This is a genomic window from Streptomyces dioscori, assembly GCF_003024195.1.
Lineage (GTDB): Bacteria > Actinomycetota > Actinomycetes > Streptomycetales > Streptomycetaceae > Streptomyces > Streptomyces dioscori.
This window is the reverse complement of the sequence record NZ_KZ679042.1, coordinates 42,320-61,776: the sequence shown is the minus strand read 5'-3', so window position 1 is coordinate 61,776 and position 19,457 is coordinate 42,320. Positions and strand designations below refer to the sequence as shown.

Here is a 19,457-nt window from a genome sequence, read left to right as displayed (position 1 = left end):
AGCAGGTGCCCGCGCCGACGCGCCGTCCGGATGGCCTGCGCCCGGGGCGAGGGCTCGTTGCCCCGGAGTGTGCCCCTGTGGTCCTTCCGGCTGCCGGACGCCCCATGATGACCTACAAAATTCAGCTCGAAGATCAGTCATTGTCATGGGAGCGACATGCGTGCGCACAAGCAGTCCGAGCGGACCACGGAGGCCGGTCCGGGGCAGCGTCCGGTACCCAGGGCGCATCGCGTGTCGCCGCGGGAGCGGAGCCCTCATGGGGTGCTGGCCCTGCAGCGGATGGCGGGCAACGACGCTGTCGCCCGGACACTCATGCCGGTGCAGCGCATGGTCACGGCGACCGAGCCGGCCGAGGAGGTGAAGCACATCCACGACTTCGTGACGGAGATGCTCGGCGCGGCCGACAAACTCATCGGCGAGGCCAAGAGTTTTGCCTGGCGCTTCAAGTCGGTCCCGGCCCGGCAGGCGCACCTCGACAAGATCGGCCAGACGCTCGACGGTGCCGAGCACATGGTCTACCGGCAGTTCCGCGACGATCCCGGCGGCAAAGAGGACAACGCGAAGAACACCGGCCTGAAGGAACTCCTCGACGCCGTTCAGAAGCGGCACTTCTCCTACGTCGAGATCCTGCGCAGCAGCAACGGCACGCGGCCCGTGGGGATGGACGTCGACGCCGACGACACCGAGGCCCAGGCCGAGCTGTCCGAGACCTGGTCGAGGGTCGTCGGCGGGCAGGGCATCGCGACGTCGGACAAGCCCCGCCCGGTGGGCGACGACCCGGATCCCGCCGCGCTGCCCGGGTACGGCACCCAGATGCTGTCCGCGCACGCCCGGCTGCTCTCCCGGCAGCGAGGCCGCGCCCTGGTGAGCGATCTGACCTCGACGTCGAACGCCCACTCGCCGATGGTGAGTGTCGTTCCCTACCACCCCGAGGTCGTCGACGCGATAGGGAAGACCGACCTCGCGGCGCAGGCGGACTCCAACTCGATGCCCGACGCGCGTGCCGCCTCGGTGGACCGGCCGAGCGCCGGTTCCAGCACCACGGTGAGCGCGCCGCACGACTTCAAGGACAGCGAGGGCGCCAAGCCGGGTGAGGCCGTCTCCCCCTTCTTCCTGCTCTACGGCCACGAACTGATCCACGCTCAGCACAACAAGCACGGCATCAATGTGGCCGCCTTCGACGACGAGGAGACCGCGACGGTCTCCGGCACGGAGTCGTCGAAGCTGCTGCACGCGGGCAAGGGGATGCGCGTGACGACGGAGGACCAGTTGCGGGACGAGCACTACATGCCGCGCCGGGGCGGCTACACGTAGCCGGATGCCGCGGCCTGGGGCGCGCGCGACGCGGCGACACGAGCCAGGCGGCTCAGCTCGGCCCTCACGCCCGCGGGGCCGGCTCGTCCGGTTCCGACGGTCCGTGGCTCCGACTCGACGTCGCGGCCGGCGTTGTCGGTCCCCGCGGTTACTGTTCGGCCATATCTTTGCAGGCCCGGGTGTTCCAGGAGCAGTACGAGCGGAGCCTGTTCGGTGAGTGTCGGATGAGGTGGACCGGCTACTACGTCGTCCTGCACTCCGAGGACAGGCCTACTCACCTGGGAATCTTTGGTTTCTCCGGAGACTAGGTCTACGGTCGGCAACCCCACACGGACCGGCCCAGACGGACCGGCCCAGACGGACCGGCCCAGACGGACCGGTCCACACGGACCGGCTCAGACGGGCCGCCCCGCAGGACCGGCCCTGTTGAGTCGGCCCGTCCGACTTGCCTGTACAACCGGCCCGGAGAACCGTCCAGGAACCGGCGCCCCCACGAACTCACACGATCCCGCAGCCGCAGCGCAGCCGTGACCACACGTCACACGAAAGACGGCCACCGATGGGCCGCCCATTCGCGCCAACCCCGCCAATCCGCAGGCGGCCCATCGATCTCATCCCCATCGAGTTCCACAGCGTCCGGCTCCTCGAACAGGGCACGCCAGCGGGCGAGGTCCGCCTCGCTCATCGGGAAGGTCTGCTCCGGAGTGGTCGACTGACGGTCGGCGATCCTGGCTCGCTGGGTCTCAGGATCCACCGGCACGTACACCAGACGGCAGCACGCCCCCACGGACCGCGTCAGCCAGCGGATCGCGGACCTCTCGTCACGTGACCAGCATCCGAAGTCCAGGATCACGTTGGTTCCCAGCCTCAGTGCCTCCAGGCCGAGCGAGAGCAGCCGTCCTTCCAGGACGTCACGCTTCCCGTTCGCCTCCGGCTCGCCGAACAGCGGAATCATCCATTCATCGGGCGTCAGCCGGAGCGCGTCGTGCTCTTTGGCCAACTGCCGGGCCCTGGTGGTCTTCCCGGCCCCCGGTAGGCCGACAGTCAAGAACAACGTGGTCACACCGGGATGGTTCATGGAAAGCCACTGAAGGGCAACCGCTTTCCCCGCCCGGACCGCCGGGACCGCCCGGACCGCCCGGACCGCCGGGTCGGCGTCGTGGCGCCCGTCGGCCACATCCTGTGCTGAGCGAGGCGATGTACGACGTGCCCGTCGACATCGGCACCGACGCCCTCGACGACGCCATCAGGTCGCCGCGTTGAGGCAGCGTCACCTAATTGTTATGGCGGATGACAAATAGCGCTTCCCGCGCTCTGGGCACGGAGTCCGGAGCGTCGTAAGTTCCCGCTCACAACATTCAGTCCGGGCGGATCACCCGACACCCGGCAATTCCTCCGAGAGCGCGCTTCTCGGCTTCCTCCTCACCGCCCTCGTACGTCCGGTCGTCCGGTCGTCCGGTCGTGACACCAGAAAGGACCCTTCCCATGCGCAAGGGATTCCTCCTTCTCACCGCCGCCTCGGTGGCGCTGGCCAGTTCGCTCACTGCCTGCGGCGACTCCTCGTCGGACGACGGTGACTCCGGTTCCGGCTCCGGATCCGGCTCCAAACCGAAGATCGGTGTGATCCTCCCGGACAGCAAGTCCTCGCCCCGCTGGGAGACGGCGGACCGCAAGTACCTCTCCGAGGCGTTCAAGGCGGCGGGCGTCGAGTACGACATCCAGAACGCGCAGAACGACAAGCAGGAGTTCCAGACCATCGCGGACCAGATGATCACCAGCGGTGTGAACGTCCTGGTGATCGTGAACCTGGACAGCGGCACGGGCAAGGCGGTTCTGGACAAGGCCAAGGCGCAGGGCGTCGCCACGATCGACTACGACCGGCTCACCCTCGGCGGCTCCGCCCAGTACTACGTGAGCTTCGACAACGTCGCGGTCGGCAAGCTGCAGGGCGAGGGCCTCAGCAAGTGCCTGACGGACATGAAGGCCAAGAAGCCCATCATCGCCACCCTCAACGGCTCACCGACCGACAACAACGCCACTCTCTTCGCCGAGGGCTACAACAGCGTCCTCGATCCGAAGTACAAGTCGGGCGAGTACGTGAAGGGCCCGGACCAGTCCGTACCGGACTGGGACAGCGCCCAGGCCAACACCATCTTCGAGCAGATGCTCACCAGCCAGCCCAGGATCGGCGGCGTGCTCGCCGCCAACGACACTCTCGGCAACGCGGCCATCGCCGTCCTGCGCAAGCAGAACCGCAACGGTGACGTGCCGGTCACCGGCCAGGACGCCGGCGTGCAGGGCCTGCAGAACATCCTTACGGGCGACCAGTGCATGACCGTGTACAAGGCGGTCAAGAAGGAGGCCGACGCCACGGCCCGGCTCGCCATCTCTCTCGCCAAGGGCGAGAAGGGCGACACCAACGCGACCGTCGAGGACCCCGAGGGCAAACGCAAGGTCCCGTCCGTGCTGGAGACGCCGGTGGCCATCTACAAGGAGAACATCCAGGACGTCGTGGACGACGGCTTCGTCACCAAGGAGGAGCTGTGCAAGGGCAAGTACGCCGCCCTGTGCACCCAGGCCGGCATCAAGTAGCCCTGCGCGGTCGACCGGACCGCCAACCCGGGCCGACCGGTGCGACCGGTGCGACCGGTTCCACCGGGCCGACCGGCCCGACCGCGGGTCCCGGGGCTCCGCGTTCCCCGGGACCCGCGACCTCATGACGACCTCAAGGAGCCGTCCTCCATGACAGCGACCCCGACGACCCCGATCCTTCGACTGAGCGGGATCGACAAGAGCTTCGGCGCCGTGCAGGTCCTGCACGACGTGTCCTTCGACGTCCGCCCGGGGGAGGTGACGGCGCTCGTCGGAGACAACGGCGCGGGCAAGTCCACCCTGGTCAAGTGCATCGGCGGCATCCATCCGATGGACGGCGGCGAGTACTGGTTCGAAGGCGCACAGGTCCAGGTGCACAGCCCGCGTGAGGCGGCGGCCCTGGGCGTCGAGATCGTCTACCAGGACCTGGCGCTCTGCGACAACCTCGACATCGTGCAGAACATGTTCCTCGGCCGCGAGAAGCGCCGGGGGCTCGTCCTGGACGACACGACGATGGAGGAGATGGCCACGCAGACCCTCGAAGGGCTGTCGGTCCGCACCGTCAAGTCCATCCGCCAGCAGGTCTCCAGCCTCTCCGGCGGTCAGCGGCAGACCGTGGCGATCGCCAAGGCCGTGCTGTGGAACAGCAAGGTCGTCGTCCTGGACGAGCCGACCGCCGCGCTCGGTGTCGCCCAGACGGCACAGGTCCTCGAACTGGTCCGGCGGCTGGCCGACAACGGCCTCGCCGTGGTCCTGATCTCGCACAACATGAACGACGTCTTCGCGGTGTCCGACCGGATCGCCGCCCTCTACCTGGGCCGGATGGCCGCCCAGGTCAGCACGTCGGACGTGACGCACTCCCAGGTCGTCGAACTCATCACCTCGGGCCGCAGCGGAGACCTCGGCCTCGCCCGGAGCAACGGAGTCACCGCATGACCGCCGCCGTCGTCCCCGAGAAGCCGGAACTGCCCCACGGTCCCGGTACGCCGAAGAAGAACGGAGCGGCCACAGCGGCGAGTCTGCGCTCGGTCGCCAGGAACTACGTGGACCGGGTGAGGGGCGGCGAGTTGGGCGCCCTGCCCGCCGTACTCGGCCTGATCGTCCTGTGCGTGTTCTTCGCCTCCCTGCGCCCCGTCTTCCTGTCCGAGCTGAACTTCGCCAACCTGCTCACCCAGGGCGCGGGCAGCATCGCCATCGCCATGGGGCTGGTCTTCGTCCTCCTCCTCGGCGAGATCGACCTGTCCGCGGGGTACGCCAGCGGGGTCTGCGCCGCCGTCCTCGCCATCCTGCTCACCGACCACGGCTGGCCCTGGTACGGCGCGGCCGGCGCGGCGATCCTCACGGGCACGGTCATCGGCCTGCTGCTGGGCCTGCTGGTGGCGAAGGTCGGCATTCCCTCGTTCGTGGTCACGCTGGCCGCCTTCCTGGGGTTCCAGGGCATCGTGCTGATGCTGTTGAAGGAAGGCACGAACATCTCGATCCGGGACGACACGATCCTGGCCGTCGCCAACAACAACCTGTCCCCGGCGCTGGGCTGGGTCCTCCTCGCCGTCGGTGTCGGGGGGTACGCGGCGATCCAGTTCCGGCAGAGCCGCAACCGCAGGCGGCGCGGGCTCGCCCCCGCCCCGCTCGCCCTGCTCGCGGTCAGGATCGGCGGCCTGGCGGTGCTCGGCGCGATCGCGGTCCACCTGCTGAACCAGGAGCGCAGCCGCAACGTCATCGTCGACTCGCTCAAAGGGGTGCCGATCGTGGTCCCGGTCATCGCGGTCCTGCTGGTCGCCGGTACGTTCCTGCTCCAGCGCACCTCGTTCGGCCTGCACATCTACGCGGTGGGCGGCAACGCCGAGGCGGCCCGCCGGGCCGGCATCAACGTGGCCGCCATCCGGATCTCCGCCTTCGTCATCTGTTCCTCCCTGGCCGCGGTCGGCGGCATCATCGCCGCGTCCCGGGGCAACTCGGTGGACCCCAACACCGGTGGCAGCAACGTGCTGCTGCTGGCGGTCGGCGCCGCCGTGATCGGCGGGACGAGCCTGTTCGGCGGCCGGGGCAGGGTCCTCGACGCCGTGCTCGGCGGGATGGTCGTCGCGGTCATCCAGAACGGCATGGGTCTCATGGGGTACAGCTCAGGGGTCAAGTACGCTGTCACGGGTTCGGTTCTGCTGGTGGCCGCAGGCGTGGATGCGCTGTCCCGTCGCCGGGCCGTACGACGATGATGTCTGGGGTGCCATGAAAGCCGGTCCCTCGCAGGAGGAGATCCGCCGGCACAACCTCGGCACCCTGCTCCGTCATGTGCACATCGGCGGATCCATGTCGCGTGCCGTCCTGGCCGAGCGCATGGGACTCAACCGCAGCACCATCCTGGGACTGGTGAGCGAGCTGGGCTCGGCCGGCCTGGTCCGCGAGGAACTGCCCCGGGACACCGGCCGGGCCGGCCGGCCGTCCCTGGTCGTACGGCCCGAGTCCGACCGCGTGTACGTCCTCGCCTTCGACGTGGGGGTCGACCGGCTGGCCGCCGCCCGCATCGGTCTGGGCGGGGTCTTCCTCGACCGCAGGGAGATCTCGGTACCTGCCGGCCGGCGCGACGCAGGCAAGGTGGCCGAGGTCCTCGCCGGGGCCGCGCTGGACATGGTGGACGCGGCAGGGCACGGCACCTACTGCGTCGGTGTGGCCGCCGCCGTCCGCGGGATGGTGCGCCGCCCCGACGGCCTCGTCCGTGCCGCCCCCCATCTCGGCTGGGAGGACGAGGAGTTCGGCGAGGACCTCATGCGCCTGCTGGGGCTCGGCCTGCCGGTCTCGGTGGGCAACGAGGCCAGCCTAGGCGCGCTCGCGGAACATCTGCGCGGAGCCGGGGCCGGCTGCCAGGACCTCTTGTACCTGCACGGCGACATCGGTATCGGCGGTGGTGTCGTCACCGGCGGCCAGTTGCTGTCCGGCGACCAGGGATACGGCGGCGAGATCGGGCACATGGTCGTCAACCCGCGCGGCGGCAGGCCCTGCGGCTGCGGGGCGAACGGCTGCCTCGAAGCCGAGGCGGGGGAGCGCGCCCTGCTGGAGGCCGCGCGGCGCGACCCGTCGGCCACCGGCCGGGAAGCCGTGCACGCCGTCGTCGAAGCGGCCGACCGGGGCGACATCACGGCCCGCGCCGCCCTGCACGACATCGGCGACTGGCTCGGCATCGGCGTCGCCAACCTGGTCAATGTGCTCAACCCGCGCACGGTCGTGTTCGGCGGGACGCTCCGCGAGGTGTTCCTCGGCTCGGCGGCCCAGATCCGCAGCCGTATCAACCGCATCGCTCTCAGAGCCTCCCGCGAGAACCTCCGGCTGCGCGTGGGAGAACTCGGCGACGACGCGGTGCTCATCGGAGCCGCCGAACTCGCCTTCTCCGAGATCCTGGTCGGCCCCCTGGAGACCCTGGCCCGCGCCGGAGCGTAATGCGCCGATCGGCAGGGAATGGGCCGGCTCGCGAAGGGAGCCGGCCCATCCGGCCGCGTCAGCAGACCTCAGCAGACCTCAGACGACCTCAGACGACCTCAACAGGCGTCAGCAGGCCTTGCGAACGTATCCGCTGTCGCCGGGGGCGGTGACGAACACATCACGCAGGACGACGCTCAGGCGGCCGCCCCACTGGGCGCACGTCTCGTCGAAGTACTTCTGCTTGTACTCGATCACGATGACGTTGTCGTTGAAGCCCTCGGTGTAGTCGCCGCACTCCTTCCACTCGCCGCACTCCTCGGCGACTGCGAAGTCCAGGCCGGTCGCGGAGCGCTCGGTGGAGAGCTGCGGTGTGTTCTTCTGTCCGATGGCCAGGCCCTTGTCGTGGGCGTGGTCCGCGAGCAGCCTGACGAACGCCTTGGCGTTGTCCTCGCTGATCAGGTCGGTCCGGGTGAAGGAGTCGAGGTTGTCGGGCTCGACGGCGTCGAATCCCTTGTCGGCGCAGGTGTCGACCCAGGCGTTGACCTTCGCGGCGACCCGCTGGCGCTTGGCGGCGGTGCGGATGTCGAGGAAGGCCTCGTCCCAGTCCGGGTCGTAGACGACCTCTCCGTCGGCGTCCGTCAGCAGCAGGTCGCCCCATTCCTCCTCGGCTCCCGGCTGAGCCTGGAAGGCGTTGACGTAACAGATGTTGTACAGACCGGCGGCCGGGGACGCGGTGTGGTCGCGGGAGACCACCTTGACGCCGGACGCCGGGGTGTAGGCCTGGCCTATCTGGTAGTCGAAGGGTGCGTTGGCCGGGGGCAGTTCGACCGCCGGAGCGGCGGCGTTCGCGCTCGACGAGACGAGCAGACCTCCGACGACGGCACACGTCAGGGACGCTGCCACGACGGCGGGCCTGCGGGATCGCACACGATGGGTGTGGGACATGTGGAGCTCCAGAAGGTGGGGGTACGTCCCCGCCTCGGACTGCGCTTGAATGCGTCCGTCCTGGCGACTGTGTCCGGACTTGCGGTGGAGAGAACCGCACTACCGGCTGGGCGTACCTCTGGCGCCAAGAGTCTTGATGTTGGCGTTGCAGGGAGTAAACCGAGCGGCTCACGTGGTGTCAACCGGCCGGATCCGGTTGCGGAACGTTCCACACCAAACTCGTCTTTGTCCCCGAGCGGTCCGCTTTCTCGACCAGTTGAGGCACTTTGACGACGCGTCGGAGGACTGAAATGAGTCAAGGTTCGGGCGTCAACTGACCAGCAGAACATGATGACTTGGCAAAAATCCGGCAGTAGGTCATGCACACGCCCGCTCGGGGGAGGGTAGAGCCTGGAGACCCAGACCAAGCCGGTCTACTCCGCCGTCCGCAACGAGGGCACCATCTTCCACGAGCTCGCCCACCAGTGGAACGGCGACTCCGTCACGGTCGAGAAGTGGCAGCACATACGGCTCAACGAAGGCTTCGCGACCTACTCCCATTGGCTGTGGAGCGAGCACAGGGGCACCCAGAGCGCCCACGACGCCTTCCTCGCGGGCTACAACGCGCGGCCCGCCGAGTCGGCCTTCTGGCAGACGGTCGTCGGCGATCCGCAGCGCGACACGATGTTCGCCTCCGCCGTCTACCAGCGAGCGCGGCGCGATGACGCTCCAGGTCCTGTGCGAGCGCATCGGCGACAAGGCGTTCTTCGAGCTCCTCCCGACCTGGACCCGGCAGAACCGGTACGGGAACGTGAACACCGACGATTTCATCCGGCTCGCCGAGAAGATCTCGGGCCGCCAGCTCGACGACCTCTTCCGGACATGGCTGTTCACGAAGGGCAAGCCCGTCCTGTAGGGGAGCCGCTGTCCCCCGTGCGAGCTACGCGCAGGTGACCTCTGACAGGTGACGATCCGTGGGCGCCGGAACCGTAGCGTCCTCGGTGTCGCCGCGGTACAGCGAAACGCGCGGCTTCCCCTTCCGGCCGGCCCCTGTGCCCTCCCTTGTCGCTTTGGAGATCCACGTGAACCGCACCCTCAGGACCACCGCTCTGGCAACGACGTTCTGCGCGGTGGCAGGCGCCGCTGTCGTCGGCTACGGCCAGGTCGCGACGCAGGCCCAGCCGACGTCCTGGACCGCGCAGACCGCGGCCGCGACCACCGCGACCGCCATGTCCGCGCGGCCGGGCGACGGTCACGGCCGCGGCCACGGTCATGGGGATGCCTTCACGGGGACCAAGAAGATCCGCGTCGACGGATACTCGGTCAACGTCTCGTGCTCCGGCCGGACCGTGGCCCGAAAGCCCGTCGTCGTCCTGATGGCCGGGGGCGGCGACGGACTGGAGACGATGGCCGGGCTGCAGCGGCCCCTCGGCGGCGACGGCAGGGTCTGCTCCTACGACCGGCTCGGGGAAGGAGCGAGCGATCAGCCGAACGGCCTCCAGACCGTCGCCGACAGCGGCAGGATCCTGACGGGCGTGCTCGACCGGATCGCCGGTGACCAGCCAGTCGTCCTGGCCGGCCACTCGCTCGGCGGCTACATCGCCGCCCGGTACGCCCCCGACCACCGGGACAGGATCACGGGCCTGGTCCTGCTGGACGCCACGATCCCGGCCCTCACCGCCGGCATCCGGAAGGCGATCCCCGAGTCCGCGACCGGCACGGCGGCCGAACTGCGCGACCAGACCATCGCGGTGAACGAGGGCCAGAACCCCGAGCAGTTCCTCATCGCCGACGCGCCGGTCCGTTCGGCGGGGCGCATCCCGGTACGGATCATCAAGCACGAGTCCCAGTTCGCCGAGGTCCCCACCTACGGGCCCGCGCTGGAGCGGATGTGGTCCGAGGGCCAGCAGCAGTGGCGCGCCCTCTCCGCCCGCAGCCGCGTCGGCACCGCCGCCGGCAGCGGGCACTACATCCACGTCGACCGCCCCGACCTCGCCCTCAAGGCCATCCGGCAGGTCATCGCGCAGGCCACGCTCAACCGGTGAGCCCCAGCAGCTCCACCAGCGGGTGGCGATCGGCATGCCGACGGTCAGGTCGCAACCTGCGGCACGGAATCGTCCGCGCCCCGCCCCGCGCCCCGCCCCGCGCAGCGTCGTCGCCGGTGTCACGGGATTCCACTGGGCGGTGCCGGTCACCTGGTACCGATCTCGTACAGTGCCTGGCTCATCAGCCACACGCAGAAGGCCGCGCCGAACACGGTGCCGCCGTCCGGCGCGAGCCAGAACCAGCGGCGGAAGCAGGGCCCCGGCCGGCAGCGCCGCCGTCCTGCACCACGCCACGGCCCCCGTCGCCGTGGTGGCGCACGGCTGAAAGATGCCTACTTGAACGCTTCGGCCGGGGGCGTCACACGCGGCTGCCGCTGCCGCTGCCGTAGGGGGCGTACAGGTCCAGCAGCCGGGTGCGGGCCGCGCGCAGCCGGTGGGCCAGTACGTCACCGACCCACTGGGTGACCGCCATGCCGAACGCCGGATCGCTCCCGCACAGAGCGCGTACGGCCGCGGCTTCGAACTCGTGGGCGCGTACGGGAGTGGTGGCCTCGGCGCCCAGGTGCCAGGTGTGCGGCGCGAACAGCCAGGACCAACCCACGAGTTGGTTGTGCCCGAGTGTCTCGATGACCGCTGCCCGCCGGCCGGGCACCCGCATGTCGAGGGCGACCGTTCCGGTGCGCACGATCCAGAACCGGTCGGCCCGTCCGCCCTCCTCGAAGAGACGGGAGCCCGCCTCGAACGACACCTGGCGGGCGAGTTCCAGCAACCGCTGCCGATGTGCGGCGGGCAGGGCCCGCAGCATGCTCGACGTGACGGAATCGTTCATGGGGTGCCTCCATGGGTGCATGCGGTCCTTGCGTTCACAGCGTCCTGCCCGGGTCCTCGCCGGGACCATGGGCCACCCGGCCCCATGACCGGGCCACCCGGTACTCGGCCGAGGTCCTTCGGCGCCCTCCGCACGGGCCCGTTCCGGCGCGAGGGGGAGACCGTGCGCCGCGGAGCCCGCTGAGCGTGGTGCACGCCTGGCAGTGGCACCCTCGCCCTCCCGCCTCCGTCCCCATGGGCAACAGCGAGCACGAAGGGGCCCAGCAGACCCTGGACCAGGTCGTCGGCAGCATGCGGGCCGCACACCCCGGCCACTCCTCCCCATCGACGCCGACTGGTGACCGACTCCCCGATCAGTGCCCTGCTCGCGTGGTTCCAAGGCCCCCCGGGCCGGCCGGTGGCTGTGAGGCGGATGCCGGTGATCAGGTCGGGGTGAATGCGGACCGAGGCGCAAGGTGAGAGGTGAGGTCGAGCCTGCCACCCGTACTGATCCGCGAAGCGGCGTGCAAGCGTCGACTTGCCCGCACCGCTCCCGCCGCCTGTCCAGTGGACATGCCGCAGCTGTTCGCGCAGCGCCGCGGTCCGGCAGCCGCTTCGTGCCGGTCGGGCCGTTCGGGGCGTTCGAGGCGCATCCTTCTCCTGTCCGAGTGGCCGGTCGGGCTGGTCACCCGGGCTGGGCGCGAGTGCTGGTGAAGTGCACGGCTGATCCCCAGTTCTCCCGTACAGGGGACAGACACCACCGGCACAGGGGCAGTCCGCCGCTGCCGTACTTGTGCGTGGGCCGCTGGCAGCCGGAGCAGGGGCCGACGTAACTGCTGGAGATGGTGAAGGTGGAAGGGTCCGGTTCGCTGATCGGTGGCGGGGGAGTCGCGGTCATCAGGGGTCCTGTTCCGGGTGAGGGTGGCGGGTCACCGCGGACGCAGCGTAAGAGGCAGAACGGCGTACGGGCCGGTCAGCGCGCCGTGGCGGTGTAGGCCGCACCGGCGTCCTTGGCCGATGCCGATGCCGATACCGATGGCGACTGATGCCGATGCTGGGTTGGCCTCGTTCCTGGATTCGCGGTCCGGTGTGTCCATCATTCGCGTGTTCGAATACTAGTTCGATAGTCTGCGTCTGGAGGAGGTGGGGTGCCATGGCGGCAGCGGAAGCCCAGGTGCGGGTGGCGAGTGTGATGCATGTGCGCTGTCCGGACCGGCTGCCGGAGGACGTGTTCCGGCAGGTCCTGGAGCAGTGCGCGGAGCTCTCCTCCACCGTGCAGGCACTCCCGCCGGCCGCGGCCCTGGTGGAGCTGAAGGGCGCACTGCTCTATCACGGTGCCGACGCCCGGCATCTGGGAGAGGTGCTGCGGGTGCGGACCCTGTCGCGGCTCGGCGTCGATGTCCGCGTCGGGATCGGCCCCACGATCACGGTCGCGGCCACGGCCTCCGCACAGATCGACGCGCCCGGCGGAGTCCTCGCCGTGGAGCGGGAGGAGGTCCTCGACTGGCTCGGGCCGCTGCCCGTCGAAGCCCTGCACGGCATCGGTCCGAAGCAGGCGGCGGCCCTGCGCGAGTACGGCGTGCACTGCGTGGACCTGCTCGCCACCATCCCGGCAGCCACCGTGCAGCGCCTGCTGGGCGGCACGGCCGGGCGGATCGCCGTGGACCGGGCCCGTGGCATCGACCCCCGCCCTGTCGCCCCGCGTGCTCTGCCCGCGTCCACGAGCGTGCGCCACACCTTCGGCCGGCACACCCTGGACGGCGCCCAGGTCCGCGGCGCCCTGCTCGAACTGGTCGTCCGGCTCGGACTCCGCCTGCGCGACCGCGGCCAGGTGGCACGCGGCCTCACCCTCGCGTTGCGGTTCTCCGGCGGGACATCGTGGGAGAAGACGCGCCGTCTGCCGGAGGCGTCCGCGCACGAGGACGACCTGCGCACGATGGCGTACCGGCTCATCGATGCCGCGGGCCTGCAGCGCGGGCGGCTGACCGGCCTCGTTCTCAGGGGTGAGGACCTGGTCGACGCCGACCAGGTGGCCGAGCAGATCAGTCTGGACCGGGCGCGGGAGGACCGGCTGGTCGCGGAGGCGGTCAGCGACCGTATCCGAAGGAAGTTCGGACCCGGCGCGATCGGCCCGGCCGCCGCCTTCCGCCGTGCCTCCTGACCACCCCGTCCATCGGCTGTGGTCCCGACGGCCGACCGCCGACGGTCGACCGCCGACCGCCGACCGCCGACCGCCGACCGCCGACGGCCGACCACCGACGGCCGACCACCGACCGAGGGTCCGTCAGCACCCGGACAGACCCCCCTGTCAGAGTGAGCCCCAGCAGATTTCCCCTTTTCCGATTCACCGCGCATCGCAGGACAGGAGCAGCCCGGATGAGTTTCTACGACCGGATGGAGGAGCTGTACGGCCTCCCCGCCTACACGTTTCCCGCGCGGGAGGCGACGACGACGCTGCCCGCCCCCGACACCGTGGCCTGGCGGATCAACGGCCAGCCCGACGCCGTGGTCTGGCGGAGCACCGTAGGGGAGCCCTTACCCGAAGAGGAGTGCTGGGACGAGGCACTCGACCGATTCTGCGCCGAGGTCGACACCACGCGGGTCCGTGCCCTCATCGTCGGAAGCTGGGACGACCCCCTCGACATGGACCCCTCTCGGGCCATCGAGGCGCTGTTGGCCGCGCGCGACCGGCTGCCTGCCCTGCGGTCGCTGTTCCTCGGGGACATCGTGGCCGAGGAGTGCGAGATCTCGATGATCAGCCAGACCGACGTCACTCCGCTGCTGGCCGGGTTTCCCGCGCTGGAGGAATTCGGTGTGCGCGCGGGAGAGAGCAATTCCATGGGAAGGGTGCAGCGGTTGGAGTTCCCTGCCCTGCGCCACGACGCGCTGCGCAGGCTGACCGTGCAGAGCGGTGGCCTGCCGGTGGATGTCGTCCGTGGTGTGGGGGCCAGTGAACTGCCAGCGCTGGAGCACCTCGACCTGTGGCTGGGCGTCTCGGAGTACGGAGGTGACTGCGCGGTCGCGGACCTTGAGCCGATCCTGTACGGCGACCGGTTCCCGCGGTTGCGGCACCTGGCTCTGCGCAACAGCGAGATCCAGGACGAGATCGCTGTCGCCCTCGCCTCGGCCCCGGTGGTCGCCCGGCTCGAAGTGCTCGACCTGTCCATGGGCACGCTGGGCGACGACGGCGCCGCCGCCCTCCTCGCGGGCCAGCCACTCACCCACCTCAAGAAGCTGGACCTGCACCACAACTTCCTGAGCGAACCCTTCCGGCAACGGATATGCGAGACGCTCGGAAACGCGGGCGTGGAGGTGGACGTCGACCGGGGCGAGGCGGAGCTGGACGACGACGGCGCCGACGAGCGCTACGTCTCCGTGGCGGAGTGAATCCACGTGCCGGCGGTCGAAGAGCCCTCGCCGACTGAGACTTCGGCAGGAGGAGCCGGTCGGGGCTGCCCTTGCGGCCCGCGTCGGCAGCGGTGGCGCAGCCGCGCCGGAAGCACCCGCTACTCCCGCTGGCGTACACGCCGCGGCGGCGTCCCTCGTACGGTGAGCAGGTGACGTCCGTCGATCGCCTCACCGCCTCGTTGCGCCGTCTTTCGCCGCGGTCCGTGGATCTCCTCGTGGTGGCCGGCGTCGCCTGGGTCACTGGGCTGGACGCGTGGTCGAACGAACCGGACTACCGGCAGGCGGACTGGTTCACCTGGCTGCTGCTGGCGATCTCCCTGCCGGCACTGTTCTGGCGGCGGCGATGGCCGGTGGCCGCCACCCTGGTGACGGGGGCGGCGTGCGCGGGCTGGGCGCTGTACGGGCACATCGGGGAGTTGCTGAACCTGCCCGTGATCGTGGCGCTGTACACGGTCGCGGTGCAGGGCGACCGGCCCCGCACCCTGCGGACCGCGCTGATCGCCTCCCTCGTGTCGGGTGCGGTCGCGCTGCGCGTGGGCAACGACGTGGTGAACCCCCAGGGCCTCGCGGTGCTGGAGATGCTGTGGCCGCTCGTACCGCTGCTGCTGGGCGAAGTGGTGCGCACGCGGCGGCAGTTGCAGACCGAGTACGCCGCACGGGCCGCTCGCGCCGAGGAGGACCGGGAGCGGGAGGCGGCGCGTCGGGTGCACGAGGAACGGCTGCGGATCGCCCGTGAACTGCATGACGTCGTCGCCCACACGGTCACGGCGATGACCGTGCAGGCAGGCGTGGCACTGGACGCGTACGACGTGCGGCCGGAGGTGGCACGGGCGGCGATGCGGCAGGTACGGGAGGCAGGCAAGGAGGCGGTACGGGAACTGCGGGCCACCGTCACCGTGTTGCGTGAGCCGGCGGGCGACCCGGCGGAACCTGCGCCCGCCATCGGGCGACTCGACGAGCTGATCGACCGGTTCGCGGGCGGTGGCGTGGAGATCGCGCTCCGGCGGGAGGGGGAGTGGGAGGGGGTGTCGCCGGTCGTGGGGCTGGTGGCCTACCGGATCGTCCAGGAGGCGCTGACGAACGTCGCCCGGCACTCCGGTGCCCGGCGCGCGGCGGTGTCCGTCGTACGGGTGGACGGAAGGCTGACGGTGGAGGTCGTCGACGACGGCTCGCCCGCCCCGCCGCCGGCCGGGGGAGGCTTCGGCCTGGTCGGGATGCGGGAGCGGGCGACGGCGGCCGGAGGCACGATCGACTACGGACCGGTGCCCGGCGGCGGCTTCCGGGTGAGGGCCGAGCTCCCGGCCCTCGGCGGCGAAGGGGGAGAGGGACCATGACGGTGCGTGTGGTGCTCGCGGACGACCAGACCGTCGTACGGGCTGGCTTTCGCGCACTCCTGGACCTGACCGACGATCTGGTCGTGGTCGCGGAGGCGGCCGACGGACGGCAGGCCGTGGAGGCGGTACGGCTGACCCGGCCCGACGTCGTCCTGATGGACATCCGCATGCCCGGAGTCGACGGCATCGAGGCCACCCGCCGCATCGCCGCGGACCGCGCCCTGGACGGCGTGCGCGTGGTCGTGCTCACCACGTACCAGGTCGACGACTACGTCTTCGAGGCACTGAGGCACGGCGCGGCCGGGTTCCTTCTGAAGGACATCGAACCGGACGAGCTACGGGCGGCGATCCGCACGGTCGCAGCCGGTCAAAGCCTCCTCGCACCGGCGGTGACCCGCTCGGTCGTGGAGGAGTTCGCCCGGCTGAAGGGCCCGGAAGCGGCCGGCGCCGATCGGTTGGCGGTCCTCACGGAACGGGAGCGCGAGGTGATGGCCCTGGTCGCGGCCGGACTCAGCAACGAGGAGATCGGCCGCCGGCTCCTGATGAGCCCCCTGACCGCGAAGACCCATGTGAGCCGTGCCATGACCAAGCTCCGCGCCCGGGACCGGGCCCAACTGGTGGTACTGGCATACGAGACAGGGCTGGTCAGGGCGGGCGAACGGTGAGCAAGCAGCCGGGGTGGGAGCGGCGTGCCCAACGGGCGCGGGCCGGCGGCTACTTCGCCGGGAGCAGTCGCCGACTCCCTTCGGAGGATGCCCGGACCGGCGGGGCTTCCTATCGTCATCCGCATGATCGAAGTGCGCGAACTCACCAAACGCTATGGAGACCGCACGGCCGTGGACCGGCTGACGTTCAGCGTCCCGCCCGGCCGGGTCACCGGTTTCCTCGGTCCCAACGGCGCCGGAAAATCGACCACGTTGCGCCTGGTCCTCGGCCTCGACACACCCACCTCGGGGACGGCCACGGTGGCCGGCCGACGCTATGCCGAGCTGCCCGCGCCGCTGCGTACGGTCGGCTCGCTGCTGGACGCGAAGGGCGTCCACGGCGGCCGCACCGCCCAGCAGCACCTGGCCGGGCTGGCGGCGAGCAACCGCCTCCCGCAGCACCGGGTCGAGGACGTCCTCGGCTTGACCGGCCTGACCGATGTCGCGGGACGCCGTGTGAAGGGCTTCTCCCTCGGCATGTCCCAGCGGCTCGGCATCGCGGCCGCCCTGCTCGGCGACCCGGCGGTGCTGATCCTCGACGAGCCGGTCAACGGCCTGGACACCGAGGGCATCCGCTGGATCCGCACCCTGTTGAAGTCCCTGGCCGCACAGGGCCGTACGGTCTTCCTCTCCAGCCATCTCATGGGCGAGATGGAGCTCACCGCCGACCACCTGATCGTGATCGGCCGTGGCCGGGTGCTCGCCGACACGAGCGTGCGGGACTTCGTCGAGACGAACTCCCACACGCATACGCTGGTCCGCTCCCCGGAACCCGAAAAACTGCGTGCCCTGCTGGAGGCCGAGGGCGCGACCGTACGCCTGGACGCTCGCGGCGGCTTCCGAGTGCACGGCGTCGACGCGTCCTCGATCGGCGACCTGGTCAGCCACCATCACCTGACCGTCCATGAACTCAGCCCGGCACACTCCTCGTTGGAAGAGGTCTACACGGCCCTGGCGCACGAGGCGGCGGAGTACCGGACGCGGCGGGAGGTCCGGCGATGACCGGCCCCACCGACGCACGAGCCGGGCTCCGGCAGGCCCTGATCCACGAGTGGATCAAGTTCCGCAGTGTGCGCTCCCTGGTCCGGCCGACTCTCGCGACCGCCGTCGTCCCCGTGCTCGGCGCGGTCTTCGTCGCCCGGACAGGGAGCCTGCGACCGGACGACACGGTGCTGGGCGCCGCCCTGACCCTCTCGGTCACCGCCCAGATGCTGGCAGCGGTCGTCGGCGCTCTGGTGATCACCGGCGAGTACGGCAGTGGCACCATCCGCACCACGTTTGTCGCCACCCCGCGCCGCGGCACCGTGCTGGCCGCCAAGGCCGTGCTGCTCGCGGGCCTGACCTGCACCGTGGCGCTGATCTCCTGCACCCTCGCCTACCTGGTCGAGGACATGATGCTCGATGACGACACGTATGCCCAAGGAGACCCGTTCCCGGCCTTGTTAGGGGTCGCCCTCTCCTTCGCCGTGGCCGCGCTCCTCGGCCTGGCGGTGGGCACCCTTGTCCGCCACTCCGCCGGCGCTGTCACCGCCGTCGTCGGCGTCCTGCTCCTGCCCTCCCTCCTCGGCCCGCTCTTCGGCGACGCCCAGCGCTGGGTCGCGGGCCTCTCGCCGACTGCCGCACTGCAGAAACTCACCCAGACCTCGGACGCGACCGCGGAGACGGTCGGCAGTCTCGGCCCCTGGCCGTCCCTGCTGCTGGTCGGGGCCTACACGACGGCGCTTCTCCTGCTCGCAGCCCTGAAGCTGCGCAAGCGGGACGCATGACACCCACAGCGAGTGGTGGTGTGTTCGGTGTTCACGCGTGGGCCGGTGCGCCGGGCAAGGCCGTCAGTCGGTGTGTGGGTGGCCGGTCCGGTTCCCCGGTCGTGTTCCAGGTGCCCAGGGTGATCTCGGCGGTGATCCCGGGGCCGAATCCCGCGATGAGCCCCTGTGCCGTGTGGTCGGCACCGCCGTCGTCGAAGAAGCGTTCCAGGGCGTCGAAGACGACGGCGCTGGCGATGTTGCCGCGCTCGGTGAGGGTGGCCCGGCTGTAGCGGAACATCGCCGGTGGCAGGTTCAGGTGCGTACACAGGTCGTCGAGGATTCTGGGTCCGCCGGCGTGGACGATGTAGAAGGCGAGGTCGGAGATGTTCCAGTCGCGCAGGGCGGCCATGTCGCGCAGGGCGGGGGCGAGGTCGGCCATGGTGCCGGGGACCCGTTTGTCGAGCATGAAGTGGAAGCCGGTGTCGCGGATCGCGTACGAGATCCAGTCCTCGGTGCCGGGCACCAGGTGGGATCCGTTGTGGTCCAGTCGTACGCCCGTACCGCCCCGGCCGCGGACGACCGCGGTGGCGATGGCGTCACCGAACAGCCCGTTGGACAGCAGGTTGCCCACCGCCAGGTCCGTCGGCTGGTAGCACAGCGAGCAGAACTCACAGCACACGATCAGCACGTTGGCGTACGGATAGGCGGTGCAGAAGTCGTGCGCGCGGTTGATGGCGGCGCCGCCCGCTGCGCAGCCGAGTTGCGCGATCGGCAACTGCCTGGTCTGCGGGCGGAAGCCCATCGTGTTGATGAGCCAGGCGGTCATCGACGGCATCATGAATCCGGTGCAGGACACGTAGACGATCATGTCGATGTCGCGCGGGGCGAGTTCGGCGTGGGACAGGGCGCGGCGCACGGCTTCGGGTACCCGGGCTTTGGCTTCCGTCTCGTACCGGGCGTTGCGGGTGGTGAGGCCGGGGTGGCGCAGGGTCTCCTCGATGGGCTGCACCAGGTGACGTGTCCGTACGCCGGTGTTGGCGATCAGACGTAACGCGAGCGGTAGTTGTGGGTGGCCTGCGTGCAGCTCCCTTGCGAGGTCGAGGGTCTGCTCACGAGTGATGATGTGTTCGGGCACGGCGATGGCGGGCCTGCACAGTGTGGCCATGTCCG

17 protein-coding genes and 1 pseudogene are annotated in these 19,457 nt (G+C 70.3%); 13 read left to right on the top strand and 5 right to left on the bottom strand.

Annotated features, from left to right (window positions below):
• The first annotated feature begins 156 nt into the window (after positions 1-156).
• Positions 157-1,314 (top strand): hypothetical protein, encoded by a 1,158-nt coding sequence (locus C6Y14_RS14275; protein ID WP_159074245.1) that lies wholly within the window; start codon positions 157-159, stop codon positions 1,312-1,314.
• 538 nt (positions 1,315-1,852) lie between these two features.
• Here C6Y14_RS14275 and C6Y14_RS14270 read toward each other — a convergent pair.
• Entirely contained in the window at positions 1,853-2,377 is a 525-nt protein-coding gene (locus C6Y14_RS14270; protein ID WP_107017029.1) for an AAA family ATPase, read from the bottom strand.
• 422 nt (positions 2,378-2,799) lie between these two features.
• Between C6Y14_RS14270 and C6Y14_RS14260 the strand changes: the two genes are divergently transcribed.
• The 4 genes from C6Y14_RS14260 to C6Y14_RS14245 all read left to right on the top strand — a co-directional run bounded on the left by C6Y14_RS14260 (position 2,800) and on the right by C6Y14_RS14245 (position 7,338).
• Positions 2,800-3,906, top strand: a complete 1,107-nt coding sequence (locus C6Y14_RS14260) for a sugar ABC transporter substrate-binding protein (RefSeq protein WP_107017027.1) — start codon at positions 2,800-2,802, stop codon at positions 3,904-3,906.
• A 150-nt stretch (positions 3,907-4,056) separates the two neighbouring features.
• Positions 4,057-4,842: an ATP-binding cassette domain-containing protein gene (locus tag C6Y14_RS14255; protein WP_107017026.1), complete on the top strand. Its 786-nt coding sequence runs from the start codon at positions 4,057-4,059 to the stop codon at positions 4,840-4,842.
• Complete coding sequence (locus C6Y14_RS14250) at positions 4,839-6,119, top strand: sugar ABC transporter permease (RefSeq protein WP_107017025.1); 1,281 nt, start codon at positions 4,839-4,841, stop codon at positions 6,117-6,119. The genes C6Y14_RS14255 and C6Y14_RS14250 overlap by 4 nt, the downstream gene beginning before the upstream one ends.
• 13 nt (positions 6,120-6,132) lie before the next feature.
• Complete coding sequence (locus C6Y14_RS14245) at positions 6,133-7,338, top strand: ROK family protein (RefSeq protein WP_107017375.1); 1,206 nt, start codon at positions 6,133-6,135, stop codon at positions 7,336-7,338.
• Positions 7,339-7,446: 108 nt separating this feature from the next.
• On the opposite strand, the gene C6Y14_RS14240 is transcribed toward C6Y14_RS14245, so the two are convergent.
• Complete coding sequence (locus C6Y14_RS14240; RefSeq protein ID WP_107017024.1) at positions 7,447-8,265, bottom strand: endo alpha-1,4 polygalactosaminidase; 819 nt, start codon at positions 8,263-8,265, stop codon at positions 7,447-7,449.
• 387 nt (positions 8,266-8,652) lie between these two features.
• Here C6Y14_RS14240 and C6Y14_RS14235 point away from each other — a divergent pair.
• Both C6Y14_RS14235 and C6Y14_RS14225 read left to right on the top strand, forming a co-directional pair.
• Positions 8,653-9,160 (top strand): annotated as a pseudogene (locus C6Y14_RS14235) (M1 family aminopeptidase); the annotation flags it as partial.
• Between the two features lie 166 nt (positions 9,161-9,326).
• Complete coding sequence (locus C6Y14_RS14225) at positions 9,327-10,289, top strand: alpha/beta fold hydrolase (protein ID WP_225891068.1); 963 nt, start codon at positions 9,327-9,329, stop codon at positions 10,287-10,289.
• Between the two features lie 358 nt (positions 10,290-10,647).
• Here C6Y14_RS14225 and C6Y14_RS14220 read toward each other — a convergent pair whose 3' ends face one another.
• Both C6Y14_RS14220 and C6Y14_RS14215 read right to left on the bottom strand, forming a co-directional pair.
• Positions 10,648-11,118, bottom strand: a complete 471-nt coding sequence (locus C6Y14_RS14220) for a cyclic nucleotide-binding domain-containing protein (protein ID WP_107017023.1) — start codon at positions 11,116-11,118, stop codon at positions 10,648-10,650.
• A 663-nt stretch (positions 11,119-11,781) separates the two neighbouring features.
• On the bottom strand, positions 11,782-11,994 hold the full coding sequence (locus C6Y14_RS14215; RefSeq protein WP_107017022.1) for a hypothetical protein: 213 nt from the start codon (positions 11,992-11,994) through the stop codon (positions 11,782-11,784).
• Between the two features lie 255 nt (positions 11,995-12,249).
• On the opposite strand from C6Y14_RS14215, the gene C6Y14_RS14210 reads away from it, so the two are divergent.
• The 6 genes from C6Y14_RS14210 (at position 12,250) to C6Y14_RS14185 (ending at position 18,308) form a co-directional block, all read left to right on the top strand.
• Positions 12,250-13,257 (top strand): DNA polymerase Y family protein, encoded by a 1,008-nt coding sequence (locus C6Y14_RS14210; protein WP_107017021.1) that lies wholly within the window; start codon positions 12,250-12,252, stop codon positions 13,255-13,257.
• A gap of 215 nt (positions 13,258-13,472) precedes the next feature.
• Complete coding sequence (locus C6Y14_RS14205) at positions 13,473-14,483, top strand: STM4015 family protein (RefSeq protein ID WP_107017020.1); 1,011 nt, start codon at positions 13,473-13,475, stop codon at positions 14,481-14,483.
• A 170-nt stretch (positions 14,484-14,653) separates the two neighbouring features.
• Positions 14,654-15,838 carry a sensor histidine kinase gene (locus C6Y14_RS14200; RefSeq protein ID WP_107017373.1) on the top strand — a complete coding sequence of 395 codons (1,185 nt, stop codon included), beginning with the start codon at positions 14,654-14,656 and terminating at the stop codon, positions 15,836-15,838.
• A complete protein-coding gene (locus tag C6Y14_RS14195; RefSeq protein WP_107017019.1) occupies positions 15,835-16,503 on the top strand; it encodes a response regulator in 669 nt (222 codons plus the stop codon). Before C6Y14_RS14200 ends, C6Y14_RS14195 begins: the two co-directional genes overlap by 4 nt.
• A 123-nt stretch (positions 16,504-16,626) precedes the next feature.
• Positions 16,627-17,544, top strand: coding sequence for an ABC transporter ATP-binding protein (locus C6Y14_RS14190; RefSeq protein ID WP_107017018.1), 918 nt, complete (start codon positions 16,627-16,629; stop codon positions 17,542-17,544).
• Positions 17,541-18,308 (top strand): ABC transporter permease subunit, encoded by a 768-nt coding sequence (locus C6Y14_RS14185; RefSeq protein WP_107017017.1) that lies wholly within the window; start codon positions 17,541-17,543, stop codon positions 18,306-18,308. The genes C6Y14_RS14190 and C6Y14_RS14185 overlap by 4 nt, the downstream gene beginning before the upstream one ends.
• Before the next feature lie 31 nt (positions 18,309-18,339).
• Here the strand turns inward: C6Y14_RS14185 and C6Y14_RS14180 are convergent, their stop codons facing one another.
• Positions 18,340-19,452, bottom strand: a complete 1,113-nt coding sequence (locus tag C6Y14_RS14180; RefSeq protein WP_107017016.1) for a type III polyketide synthase — start codon at positions 19,450-19,452, stop codon at positions 18,340-18,342.
• Between the last annotated feature and the right edge of the window lie 5 nt (positions 19,453-19,457).

What these genes read in the sequence shown, in the direction of transcription:
- C6Y14_RS14275 (WP_159074245.1), top strand. Translation starts at nt 157, where the DNA reads ATGCGTGCGCACAAGCAGTCCGAGCGGACCACGGAGGCCGGTCCGGGG.
- C6Y14_RS14260 (WP_107017027.1), top strand. Translation starts at nt 2,800, where the DNA reads ATGCGCAAGGGATTCCTCCTTCTCACCGCCGCCTCGGTGGCGCTGGCC.
- C6Y14_RS14255 (WP_107017026.1), top strand. Translation starts at nt 4,057, where the DNA reads ATGACAGCGACCCCGACGACCCCGATCCTTCGACTGAGCGGGATCGAC.
- C6Y14_RS14250 (WP_107017025.1), top strand. Translation starts at nt 4,839, where the DNA reads ATGACCGCCGCCGTCGTCCCCGAGAAGCCGGAACTGCCCCACGGTCCC.
- C6Y14_RS14245 (WP_107017375.1), top strand. Translation starts at nt 6,133, where the DNA reads ATGAAAGCCGGTCCCTCGCAGGAGGAGATCCGCCGGCACAACCTCGGC.
- C6Y14_RS14240 (WP_107017024.1), bottom strand. Translation starts at nt 8,265, where the DNA reads ATGTCCCACACCCATCGTGTGCGATCCCGCAGGCCCGCCGTCGTGGCA.
- C6Y14_RS14220 (WP_107017023.1), bottom strand. Translation starts at nt 11,118, where the DNA reads ATGAACGATTCCGTCACGTCGAGCATGCTGCGGGCCCTGCCCGCCGCA.
- C6Y14_RS14215 (WP_107017022.1), bottom strand. Translation starts at nt 11,994, where the DNA reads ATGACCGCGACTCCCCCGCCACCGATCAGCGAACCGGACCCTTCCACC.
- C6Y14_RS14210 (WP_107017021.1), top strand. Translation starts at nt 12,250, where the DNA reads ATGGCGGCAGCGGAAGCCCAGGTGCGGGTGGCGAGTGTGATGCATGTG.
- C6Y14_RS14205 (WP_107017020.1), top strand. Translation starts at nt 13,473, where the DNA reads ATGAGTTTCTACGACCGGATGGAGGAGCTGTACGGCCTCCCCGCCTAC.
- C6Y14_RS14195 (WP_107017019.1), top strand. Translation starts at nt 15,835, where the DNA reads ATGACGGTGCGTGTGGTGCTCGCGGACGACCAGACCGTCGTACGGGCT.
- C6Y14_RS14190 (WP_107017018.1), top strand. Translation starts at nt 16,627, where the DNA reads ATGATCGAAGTGCGCGAACTCACCAAACGCTATGGAGACCGCACGGCC.
- C6Y14_RS14185 (WP_107017017.1), top strand. Translation starts at nt 17,541, where the DNA reads ATGACCGGCCCCACCGACGCACGAGCCGGGCTCCGGCAGGCCCTGATC.
- C6Y14_RS14180 (WP_107017016.1), bottom strand. Translation starts at nt 19,452, where the DNA reads ATGGCCACACTGTGCAGGCCCGCCATCGCCGTGCCCGAACACATCATC.